Raw genomic sequence first — 12,421 nt, 5'->3', positions numbered from 1 at the left:
CTACAACAATTGGGGTCATACTTACTATTTCCAAAAGGATGGTAGTCGTTTAGACAATGGTTTCTATAATAATTGGGGCCACACCTATTACTTTGGAGAAGGTGGCGTACGTTTAGACAATGGTTTCTATAATAACTGGGGTCACACCTATTACTTCGGAGAAGGTGGCGTACGTTTAGATAATAGTTTCTATAATAACTGGGGAAAAGTTTATTATTTTGGTAGTGATGGTGCTTTAGTTCAAAATCAAACTATTAATTTGGGCTACGGTGATTTAACTTTTGATGGTCAAGGGCAATTGACATCAAACAATGCATTTATTGGTAGCATTGTTAATGGAGCAATCCAGGGCTGGACACAACATCAAATATTACCATCTCTAACCTTAGCTCAAGCAATTTTAGAGAGTGCATGGGGAAAATCTACTTTAGCTTCGACTTATCATAATTTATTTGGAATTAAGGGAAGTTATAATGGAATGTCTGTTAATATGCCAACATATGAGGAATATGGTGGTCGAATGGTATTAATTAATGATGCATTCCGTCGTTACCCAGATAATAATGCCAGTGTTCAAGATCATACAGACTTCTTAATTAGGAATAGTCGTTACCATAATCTAATTGGGGTTCGTGATGCTAATACAGCGACTTATTTAATTCGAGCTGACGGATATGCTACAGCTTCAACATATACTAGTTCATTGCGAAATGTTATTAATACTTATGATCTAACGCGCTATGATAAAGTAGCATTTAGTCTTTAAAAAACTTTATAATTCATAGGTATTTAATAAAGAGGTTGAGTTTAATATTCAGCCTTTTTTTATTGGGTATCTGTCAATTAGCATATTATTAACTATGTAATAAATATTAAATACTATTGGTGTAAAAATGAGTAATAAAACACAAAAATATAAAAATTCAACATTCTTTATTGTATTTATAGTTCTTTCAATCATGATGGTACTACCATTTTGGTTATCTCATCGTATAGTTATATTTTCTGATTTTTCGTTTCATGCTTCTAGAGTAGAAGAAATCGCTAATAATCTATCGAAAGGTCAATTTTTTACTTTTATAGCAACAAAAACATTTCATCATACGGGAGTAGCCTCTTTTCTATTTTACCCAACAATCTTTCTGTATCCTTGGGCAATATTTTCTTTATTCTTAAATCCTATTAATGCATTCTATTTATGGTATTTAATTTTTACTATTATAACCTTTTATATATCATATCTGTGTATGCTAGCTTTTTCAGATAATAAAATGCAATCGTTTATATTTTCTCTTCTTTATACAGTTGTACCTTATCGCTTATATTTAGGTACATCCGTTTTTGGAGAATTTATTGCTTATTCATTTTTACCTATTGTATTTTTAGGTATCTATAATATTTTCTGGGGGAAGAACGATGGATTAAAATGGACAATTTTGTCTATTGGTATGGCTTTAGTTGGATATTCCCATGTTCTAAGTGTAGTTCTTTGCTGTGAATTCTTATTAATAATTACTATTTTTGCTTTGGTAACTAGACGATTTAATAAAGCACGTATTATTTCTTTAATAAAATCAATAGTGCTGACTTTTTTGCTAGTTATTTTTGAAATAATTCCTTTTTTACAATCATTTAAGAAAATTTATTCTCCAAATCAAGGTATTGGAATAGAGACAAAATTTACACAATTTATTTCTTATTCTTTAGAAAATTTAGAAAGTAATTGCTCTATTGGTTTTATACTATTACTTACTTTATTTGTAGGAATAGTATTTGTAGATAGTAAAAAGTATAAGTTTATTTATTTGTTAGGAGTTATAGCATGTTTTTTTGCGACTTCTTTATTTCCCTGGAAAATGTTTGAGCATTCACCTTTAGCGGTTATTCAGTTGACTTTTAGGTATTTAGCATATGCAAGTCTATTTTTATCTGTTGTTTCATCAAAAATCTTATTAAAAGTTGTAAAAAATAGAAATACTATTGGTTTAATTGCCAGTCTATCATTGTTTGTGATTTTATTTAGTGCATTTGCTCAACAGGCTAATTTACAATTATTAAGAAATTTTAGCTCTAAAGATATGATTGCTAAATCTACTACTACTCCAGTACAGTCATTGCCACTACAAACAGTTGTAAATAACTATACTTATAATAAAATATTTAATTATTCAGTTGTGTTTGGCGAACAAGACTATTATCCAATTAAAGCAATAGAAAATCCTAAAAACTTAAATGATAAAAAAATACTATCAATAATGAATAACGTAACTATAATAAATGGGCAGAAAAAATATTATCATCCATTATTTTTACCAAATCGAATTGTTTTTAAACTAAAACTAAAAAATAATGTTCAAGTTGATTTACCTGTTTTGCAATATAATGGTACTTTTGTAAAAGTAAATAATAAATTAGTAAAATATACACAAAGTTCTCGAGGAACAGTATTAATAAATTTAAAAAAAGGTAACAATGTAGTTGAAGTAGGGTATAGACCGTGGAAACTATATTATTTAACATTGTTTATTTCAGCTATTGCTTGGATAGGATTATTGTATGAGTATATTAAAATGCATAATAAAACTTTAGATAACAGATAGTTCTAAATTAGCGTAACATTTTCTTTACATTAGTATTGCAAACATTATCATTATTTAACAATCCAGCTTTCAATGCCTATAACCATTATTTTTATGATAAAGTAATAATCGTTGAATTTATCGAAAGAAATGAAATGACAAACGGAAGGTAGGATTCATTAATAATGGAAGAACAGAAACACTACAAAATGTTTAAGAAGGGTAAAAATTGGTGCTACATGGCAATCGCTACCGTAGCAATTGCTTTTGGAGTATCAACTACTAGTGTAGCTAATGCTGATACTACAGATACTACGGCTACACCAGTAACTTCACAACAAGTTGAAGTTTCTGATCAAACAGCTACTAATGATCAAAGTGAAGTAAATTCTAATCAAGAATTACAACAAAACACTACTAATAATGAAAATCAAGATACTGCTCCAGTTGCAGTAACACCTCAAACTACTAATTCCTTAAATGGTTGGCAACAACAAGATGGAAGTACTTATTATTATAATAATGGTCAAAAAGCTACTGGTGTTCAAGACATTAACGGTTCACAGTACTACTTCAATGATCAAGGTCAACAACAAAAAGATTATTTCTTGAATCAAGATAATCATACTTATTACTTCCAAGCAGACGGAACTCGTTTAAATGATGGTTTCTATAATAACTGGGGCCATACTTATTACTTCCAAGCAGATGGAAGTCGTTTAGATAATGGTTTCTATAACAATTGGGGCCACACTTACTACTTCCAAGCAGATGGAAGTCGTTTAGATAATGGTTTCTATAACAATTGGGGCCACACTTACTACTTCCAAGCAGATGGAAGTCGTTTAGATAATGGCTTCTATAATAACTGGGGCCATACATACTACTTCCAAGCAGATGGAAGCCGTTTAGATAATGGTTTCTATAACAATTGGGGTCGTACTTATTACTTTGGAAATGATGGTGCTCGTTTAGATAATTCCGTATATAGTAATTGGGGCCATCAATATTATTTTGGGAATGATGGAGCCTTAGTTCAAAATAGTGATGTAACAGTTAGTGGTAAAAAATACCATGCTGATAACGAAGGAATTTTAACAGAAAAAAATAATGTTGATAATAAGGTTGATCGTGCTCTTTCACAACGAGGAGTTCCTTATGTATGGGGTGGGAATACTCCTGCCGGTTTTGATTGCTCAGGATTAGTTCAATGGGCATACGGCCTTGGTTCGAACTATCGTACAACTTATCAACAAGCTACTCTTGGTACTCACCAACGGGACGTTATGAATGCTCCAAAAGGCTCTCTATTATTTTTCGGTAGCGATAGCGCACCTTACCACGTTGCGATTTCGTTAGGAAATGGTACTTATGTTCATGCTCCTGAGCCAGGTGATGTTGTTAAAATTGGATATTCTCGATACTTTAAACCAAGTTTCTTTATTACTTTATAATTTTTAGTGGATTGAAAATCTGTTATAATAACTTAAATAAAGAATAACAAGGAGAAAGTATAAATGGAAATTAAAAAATTATTCACTACTATTGCGGCTGGATCATTGATGATAACTTTAGCTGCTTGTAGTAGCAATTCATCAAAAAATTCACAAAGTAGTTCAGATGTTGCTTCAAGCAAGGTTACTAAGAAGCACACAGAAAAATCGGATAAAGCTACTAGTAAAGAGACAAGTACGAATAAGGATGAAGAATCTAGTACAAGTTTGAATAGTGGAGTATCTTCTAATAAGACTTCTAGTTCTTTACAATCTAAATCTAGTTCCTCTAAAAATGATGCAAATTATTCTGTATCAAGTACATCATCAGTTGAAAATGGAACAAGTGCTAAGTCAACTGTTAAGCAAAACTCCAGCACTTCTTCACAGGCTACAATGACAGCAACTGATGCACGTAACATTGTTAAAGAACATATTGGTAATCAATTAAATAATCGTGGAATTGCAGGTCAATCAACAAGTGATTTACCATCTATTGATTCTGTTGATGGTTATACTGCTACACAGAATGGTACTAATAATTGGACTGTTAGTGGCAACGGTCATACGTACCACGTAACTGCAAATTCTGTTACAGAAAATTAATTTTATAATTTAAAAGAGTTAGTGAGTCTTTTATAATAGACTTACTGATTCTTTTTTCTTTTAGGGAGTAACTATGTCTAAGCAAAAATTTTATCATTGGCTATTTTGGCCGTTGCTATTACTAACAGTGGCGACGTTAATCTGGATGTGTACAAAAATTCAGTTTATTTTTCAGCCGTTTTTAACGTTTATATCAGTAGTTTTTGTTCCATTGATTATCTCTGGATTCCTATATTATATGCTAAACCCAGTTTTAAAACTTTTTATGAAGATCAAAATTGGGCGTTTTCATATGAACCGAGGAATCGCTAGTTTATTAATCGTGCTTTTATTGATCGTGATTGTTGTTGGTGGAATTGCCATGTTAATTCCACCAGTTGTAAAGGAAGTTTCAACATTAGTACGTAACATGCCGCAGACGGTCACAGGAATTCAACATCTTATTAATGATACAATTGAGCATTCATTCTTGCGAAACGTGGATCTAAATGCATATTACCGGCAATTCGATCACCAATTAGCTGGATATGCGCAAAAGGTTTTGCAAGGCCTATCAACACGGGTCGGGGATATCATTGGTATGCTGACAAATGTGACAGTGGTAACAATTACTGTTCCGGTAATGTTATTTTATATGCTTAAGGATGGTTCTAAACTTATTCCAAGTATTCAAAAATGGCTTTCTCCCCACCATGCAAAAGAAGTAAATGACTTGCTTGGGAAAATGAATTCAACTCTATCTTCCTATATTTCTGGGCAAATGATTGAATGTCTATTTGTCGGTGTATTTACCTCAATTGGTTACGTTATTATTGGCCAGCCGCTGGCAATTGTTCTCGGAATTGTTGCTGGTTTGACTAATATCATTCCATATATCGGACCTTATATCGGAATTGCTCCAGCATTATTTGTTGCTTTAACGATGGCACCAAATAAGATTATTTGGGTAATTGTGGTGGTGATCGTTGTTCAACAAGTTGATGGAAATATTGTTTACCCTAATATCATCGGGAAGACGCTTCAGATTCACCCATTAACAATCATTATGTTATTACTTGCTGCGGGCCATATCGCTGGAATCGGAGGAATGATCTTATGCATTCCATTCTATGCCGTTATCAAGACTGTTTGTGAATACTTCTTTGATATTTATCGAATTGAACATCCTGTTGATAAAGCCAAAACTGAATAATAAAAAAGCATTTTCGTCCAAATTTTACGAAAATGCTTTTTTATTAATAATACCGATGTGTATATCCATAATGATTACCATACGTTGGGTGAGTATAAGTTGAATGATAACCATTATAAGTGTGGTATTGAGGGGTCGCATAATGATGCTGGATAGGAGCAGTCGGTGTTTGATTTCCAGTTGCCGGAATTGCTCGAGATTCACTATAGCTTTCATTATTACCTGCTGTGTATGTTGAAGATGATTCAGTCTCATTTGTACTCCGGCGGGATGAACTAGAGCTTCCAATAACTTCATCACTTCCATTACCACTACCAGGATCATTGTAACTGGCACCACCAGGAAGGATAAAGTCAGTCTCATTGTAACCATTGTAGTGCGGTTGTGACTTGTACATCTTGGTTTCGTGGTTAACAACGTTCTTAGCTTTTAAGCCAAGTTGAGCTCGTACCAGTTTTGATACCCGGTTAATTTCTTTAGGACTAGCAATCTGGAAGGAAACTCCTTCGATCGTTGCGTTTTGTCCTTGGAAATGGTAGGTCTTAACATTGTTCATTGCGCCGTGGTAGTTACCATACAAGGTCGCAATATCATCAATTGGAATATTGGTCTTAACCCCATCCCCAACAGCATCTAAAATTTTGTTAGCTGCACCAATTGAACCTGAAGCCTTGAACTTATTAATAACGCTCTTTAGAATTTGTTGTTGCCGTTTTTGACGACCATAATCATTATTTGGATCATCATACCGCATCCGGGAATACTTCAACGCATTTGCTCCGTTAAGGTGTTGTTTACCTTTCTTGAAGTGGTGGCCTTCGTAGTCAAAGGCAAATGGATTATCAACCTCGACCCCGCCAACAGAATTAACAACTTTTTCGAGAACTCCCATGTTAATAACTGCATAGTAATCAATCGGCACATCAAGTAATTCTGATACTTGCTTTACAGTTTGTTTTGGTCCATTGATTGAATAGGCAGCGTTGATTTTAACATAATCAGGGCCATCACTGGTCTCAACCCGTACTAGGATATCACGAGGAATGCTAGTCATGGTGATGGTTTTCTTTTTCGGATTAATAGTAAATAGTTCCAAAGAGTCGGTATTACCACCTTTGTTACCACGATCTAGAGCCCCGACATCTGTTCCCATGGCCAGGACGGAAACTGGTTCACCTTTTTGTAACTTTTTACTGATTTTTCCATCACCAGCGCCAAACACCCCTTTGGCAACTGAGTGAACTTTATGATATTCGTAAAATCCGCCGGCCACTACTAGACAAATTAATAATCCAATTAACGCGCGCACCCAATTTGGCGTTCGATAGTGATGCTTTTTTGGTGGTTGATAATCGGGTGACGATTGTTCTTCTTCTAGTCGCAAACGATTTTCATGTCTGTTGTGTGCTTCCTCGCGTTCTCGACGCTTGCGTTCATTAACGTCACGTTGGATACGTTCTTCCATCCGTTTACGGTAATGTTCCCGCGATTCGTTGTTATTGTTATTATCCATATACTAAGTACCTCAATAAAAATAAGTTCTAACTTTATTAATATAGCAGAAAATTAATCCTAAGTTCAAATATATCTCAATACTTTAAACTTTCTGTAACTTTTATATGGGTGTTATTTTGGTTCAAAATTGAAATTGTAATTCAATATAAAATATATTAAAATTGAAAACGTTTTGTATACTATTTTAACGATAATTTAGGAGAAAATAATGTCAGATAAACTGTATATTATCATACCGGCTTATAATGAATCAGCAAATATTAATGAATTAATTAATAGCTGGTATCCAGTAATTGAACGTCATAATGGTAATGGGGAATCAAGACTTATTATTATTAATGATGGTAGCAAGGATAATACGTATAAACTAATTCAAAATGCAGAGAAAGATCATCCATTACTTAAAGGATTAACTAAGACTAATGGGGGACATGGATCAACAGTTTTATTTGGCTATCGTTATGCTATAAAAAATAAGGCTGATTATATTTTTCAAACGGATTCTGATAATCAAACTAATCCGAAAGAATTTGAACCATTTTGGAATTTGAGGACTAAATATAGTGCAATTATTGGTAATCGCTCAAAGAGAAAAGATGGTGAGCAACGTGTATTAGTTGAAAAAATATTATTACTCCTATTGCGTGTTTATTATGGAGTTCATATTCCGGATTCAAATGCTCCATTTAGGTTAATGAAGACGTCTTTAGTTGAAAAATATATTAGTAAATTACCACTCAATTACAATTTACCTAATGTTATGTTAACAACATATTTTGCTTACTTTCATGAGAATATCGTGTTTAGGGAAATTAGTTTTGCACCTCGTAGAGGAGGAGTAAATTCAATTAATATTTCTAAAATTATAAAGATTGGGTATCATGCTTTAGGTGATTTTCGAATGTTAAAAAAACAAATTAATGACTAGAGGTGAATATTAATGAAAAAAATTAATATTTTTGATTTAAGTATTGTAGGATATTTATATTTACCAATAGTCCTTTTTCTTATAACTTGGTTAAAGCCAATTATTGGACTTCCGTCGGTATTAGTTATTTGTTATATCGTATTGAGATATTCTTATCAAAAATCAGAAATGGATATTTCATTAAAAAAAGATTGGTTTTTCATATTAGTAGCTTTGGCAATTATTGTTTTGTGGGCGCTTTTATCTGGGTTAGGTGGCTTCTTTTTGCAGTCTTATGATTGGCAAAAACATAATGTATTATTAAATGATTTTATTAATAAGAATTGGCCTGTACATTATAAGTTTAATGGTAAATATGGGGTAGTAAGTTATTATATAGGTGAGTACATTATTCCAGGGATGATTGGCAAGGTTTGTGGATTTAACGTAGCACAGACATCCTTATTAGTATGGATAATTTTAGGATTATTTCTATTAATACTATCTCTTTATAAATGGATAAATAAGCAAAATGGATATCTCTTTTTATTAATAGCTTTCGCACTTATATTCTTTTCACCATTTATTTATCCTTTAAATGGTATTTATGGAACCTGGGTTCCTTGGGATTACAATAATATGGGAGAGATGGGAGAGTGGTTTAGTAAAACTCTAAACTTGCAATATACTTCTAATATTTCGCTATTGCGCTTCGTATTTCCTCAGTTCGTTCCGGTTGCTCTTTCGGTAAGTCTATGGTTAAGAAATAGAAAAAACTATCAATTTTGGGGACTGATATTGGCACCGATAATTTTATATTCGACGTTTGCTTTTATTGGTTTAACTGTTTTGATGCTATTTACATTAATCTATGATTGCCTTGATAAAGAAATTACGGTTGATTGGAAAAAAGTATTTAATATTGTTAATATTCTATCTTTATTGTTAATGATAGTTTTATTACTTTATATTAGCTGTAATGTTTTCCAACCTAAGCCGGTAGATGAAAAAATGAAATTTGCTTTTATTGATGTATGGTCACATAAATTAGGATTTATTACATTGCAAGCCTCATGGCTTATATGGGTGTTGCTATTATTAAAACATGAATGGAAGAATCCACTGATATATACTTCGAGTATTATTTTATTTTTATTACCATTTTGTGAATATGGTGCTGCTAATGACTTAGTAATGCGCGTTAGTATTCCTGCTTTAATGGTTATTAATTTCTTAGTAATAAAAAATATTGCAAACTATTGGAAAAAAGATTTGTATTTTGCATTAGTATTACTTGGGGCATTATTTATTGCTGGGATAGGTCCTTTATGGCAGCTAAAAAATGCGTCATTAAATCATAATTTTCATTCACGTGTTTATAATATGCCATATAAGACGGGCGATGAATTCTTTAAATCAGATAAGAATGTTGTTTATCAATATGTAGATTGGAGTCAAAATACATTAAGAAAAATAATTATTCGTAAGTAGTTAAGGCGGCTGTCCTTTTTGTAAGGATGGCTTTTTATATACATATATTATTGTTGTTTGATTAAAAATACCTTATACTAGTAAAGATATTACCCAGATTTAAATTAATAGTATATAGGAAAGGAAAAAATTAATGTCACCAAAAGAACTTGCTGAAGCAGTTAATAAACGGCGTACGTTTGCCATTATTTCTCACCCGGATGCCGGGAAAACAACGATTACTGAACAACTCTTGCTTTTTGGGGGAGTAGTTCGTGAAGCCGGGACCGTTAAAGCACGGAAAACCGGTAATTTTGCAAAGTCAGACTGGATGGAGATTGAAAAGAAGCGGGGAATCTCTGTTACCTCATCTGTTATGCAATTTGATTTCCAAGGTAAGCGGATCAATATTTTGGATACTCCAGGGCACGAAGATTTCTCTGAAGATACTTATCGGACATTAATGGCGGTGGACTCCGCTGTGATGGTTATTGATAGTGCGAAGGGGATCGAGCCGCAGACTAAGAAGTTATTCCAAATTTGTAAGATGCGGGGAATCCCGATCTTTACCTTTATGAATAAATTTGACCGAGATGCCCGTGAACCACTTGATCTCTTAAATGAAGTTGAAGACGTATTAGGGATTGAGACTTACCCAATCAACTGGCCAATCGGTTCCGGTCACCAGTTTAAGGGAATCTATGACCGCTTTAACCATCGTGTTGCCTTGACTCACCCAGCTGATGAAAACAATCCTTACTTACCATTAGATGAAGACGGTAATGTTAAGGGCGATAACCCATTAGCCGGTGATGGTGAATGGCAAGATGCAATGGACGGCATGGAACTGGTTGAAGTGGCTGGTAATGAGCTCGATCAAGAAAAGATTGCCAAAGGGGACCAAACACCAGTCTTCTTTGGATCTGCTTTAACTAATTTTGGAGTTCAGACTTTCTTGGAAACCTACTTACAGTTTGCCCCTGCACCAAGTGATCACAAAACTGAGAACGAGGATGTTGTTAAGCCCCTTGATCCCGAATTTTCTGGTTTTGTCTTTAAGATCCAGGCTAACATGAATCCTCGTCACCGTGATCGAATTGCCTTTGTCCGGATTTGTTCCGGTGAATTTGATCGGGGGATGGATGTTACATTATCACGGACTAAGAAACCAATGCGGTTATCAAATGTGACTGAATTTATGGCCGATACCCGTGAAAATGTTGAGACAGCTGTTGCCGGTGATATTATCGGTTTATATGATACTGGAAACTTCCAAATTGGTGATTCTATTTACAATGGTAAAAAAGATATTCAATTTGAAAAGTTGCCACAATTTACGCCAGAACTATTTGTCCGTGTTTCTGCTAAGAATGTGATGAAACAGAAATCCTTCCACAAGGGAATCAATCAATTAGTTCAAGAAGGGGCTGTTCAGCTTTATCGAAGTTATTCTACTGGCGATTATATTCTCGGTGCAGTTGGTCAGCTTCAATTTGAAGTATTCAAGTTCCGGATGCAAAATGAATATAATTCAGAAGTTGTGATGGAACCAATGGGAACTAAGACTGCCCGGTGGATTGATCCAGACCAATTAGATGAAAAGATGTCGTCATCACGAAACATCTTAGTCAAGGATATCCATGATCAGCCGCTATTCTTGTTTGAAAATCAATTCGCCGAAAATTGGTTTAAGCAAAAGTACCCAGATGTGAAGTTAACGGCGAAGTTGTAATAGGTTTAATAATTTTATATAGAAGTATATACTTAGGTTAAGTAATAACTTTTTGGGAGAGGATAGTAATGAAAAAACATTTTAAAATGTATAAAAACGGTAAAAGATGGTGTGTTGCTGCTATTGCTACAATTTCGCTAGGGCTAGGTATTAGTCTAGGTTCGATAGCGCATGCAGATATGGTGCCTAATAATGAGACACCTGCTGCAGATACTCTAACTACTGGAACTCCTACTAATACTAACTCTCTACAAGGTAATGATAATAGTACTGGAACTGATGCTCAAAGTGATAATCAGACACCGGTTAAGCCTGAGGCAACTGAAAATAAAGATGTAGCACAACAAACTATTCCTGAAACAGGAGCTCCTAATACTTTTCCAACAATAAATAATAATACATACTACTATAACTCAGAAGGACAGCTAGTTAAAAATGATTTCTATAGTAATTGGGGTCGAACTTATTATTTTCAACCTAATGGTGCTCGGCTAGATAATGGTTTTTATAATAATTGGGGTAATACTTATTACTTTGGCGCAGACGGCGCTCGTTGGGATAATCGTTATATGGTTCGATGGGGAAATGCCTATTACTTCGGTAACGATGGTGCCTTAATAAAGAATAAAAACTTAAATGTTAATGGGAAAGATTACTGGGTAAATAATCAGGGGATAATTCCTTTACGTAATCAATTTTTAACTGCAAATGATAATCAACTTTATTATTTTGATGCAAATAATTCATTAATTACAAATAAGTTCTATCATAATTGGGGTAGTACCTACTACTTTGGCGCGGATGGAGCTCGCTACACTAACCAATTTTTGACTAAAGACGGCAAAGTCTATTACTTCGATAACGATGGAGTAATGTATCAAAATCGTTACTACAAGAACTGGGGCAATACTTATTACTTTGGTGCAG

At 33.7% G+C, this 12,421-nt stretch carries 10 protein-coding genes; 9 read left to right on the top strand and 1 reads right to left on the bottom strand.

What is annotated here, in order from left to right:
* From LMC10_RS10175 to LMC10_RS10155, 5 genes are all read left to right on the top strand, one after another.
* Positions 1-766, top strand: a 766-nt coding sequence (locus LMC10_RS10175) for a glycoside hydrolase family 73 protein (RefSeq protein ID WP_229269751.1), incomplete at its 5' end; no start/stop codon positions are given.
* Positions 767-893: 127 nt separating this feature from the next.
* Positions 894-2,600 (top strand): putative glycosyltransferase family protein, encoded by a 1,707-nt coding sequence (locus LMC10_RS10170; protein WP_229269750.1) that lies wholly within the window; start codon positions 894-896, stop codon positions 2,598-2,600.
* A 164-nt stretch (positions 2,601-2,764) separates the two neighbouring features.
* Positions 2,765-4,033, top strand: coding sequence for an NlpC/P60 family protein (locus LMC10_RS10165; protein WP_229269749.1), 1,269 nt, complete (start codon positions 2,765-2,767; stop codon positions 4,031-4,033).
* 63 nt (positions 4,034-4,096) lie between these two features.
* Positions 4,097-4,678 carry a hypothetical protein gene (locus LMC10_RS10160; protein ID WP_229269748.1) on the top strand — a complete coding sequence of 194 codons (582 nt, stop codon included), beginning with the start codon at positions 4,097-4,099 and terminating at the stop codon, positions 4,676-4,678.
* 73 nt (positions 4,679-4,751) lie between these two features.
* Positions 4,752-5,870 carry an AI-2E family transporter gene (locus tag LMC10_RS10155; protein ID WP_229269747.1) on the top strand — a complete coding sequence of 373 codons (1,119 nt, stop codon included), beginning with the start codon at positions 4,752-4,754 and terminating at the stop codon, positions 5,868-5,870.
* A 43-nt stretch (positions 5,871-5,913) separates the two neighbouring features.
* Here the strand turns inward: LMC10_RS10155 and LMC10_RS10150 are convergent, their stop codons facing one another.
* Positions 5,914-7,383 (bottom strand): LCP family protein, encoded by a 1,470-nt coding sequence (locus LMC10_RS10150; protein ID WP_229269746.1) that lies wholly within the window; start codon positions 7,381-7,383, stop codon positions 5,914-5,916.
* Positions 7,384-7,593: 210 nt separating this feature from the next.
* Between LMC10_RS10150 and LMC10_RS10145 the strand changes: the two genes are divergently transcribed.
* From LMC10_RS10145 to LMC10_RS10130, 4 genes are all read left to right on the top strand, one after another.
* Positions 7,594-8,313 (top strand): glycosyltransferase family 2 protein, encoded by a 720-nt coding sequence (locus LMC10_RS10145; protein WP_229269745.1) that lies wholly within the window; start codon positions 7,594-7,596, stop codon positions 8,311-8,313.
* 12 nt (positions 8,314-8,325) lie between these two features.
* On the top strand, positions 8,326-9,783 hold the full coding sequence (locus LMC10_RS10140) for a hypothetical protein (protein ID WP_229269744.1): 1,458 nt from the start codon (positions 8,326-8,328) through the stop codon (positions 9,781-9,783).
* Positions 9,784-9,916: 133 nt separating this feature from the next.
* The gene (locus LMC10_RS10135; protein ID WP_229269743.1) at positions 9,917-11,494 is read left to right on the top strand and encodes a peptide chain release factor 3; all 1,578 of its coding nucleotides are present in this window, start codon (positions 9,917-9,919) and stop codon (positions 11,492-11,494) included.
* 68 nt (positions 11,495-11,562) lie between these two features.
* The coding region (locus LMC10_RS10130; RefSeq protein WP_229269742.1) for a KxYKxGKxW signal peptide domain-containing protein at positions 11,563-12,421 on the top strand (859 nt) is incomplete at its 3' end.

It is taken from the genome of Limosilactobacillus reuteri subsp. simiae (genome assembly GCF_020784875.1).
GTDB classification, from domain to species: domain Bacteria; phylum Bacillota; class Bacilli; order Lactobacillales; family Lactobacillaceae; genus Limosilactobacillus; species Limosilactobacillus reuteri_H.
This window is presented reverse-complemented; position numbering and strand designations above follow the sequence as displayed.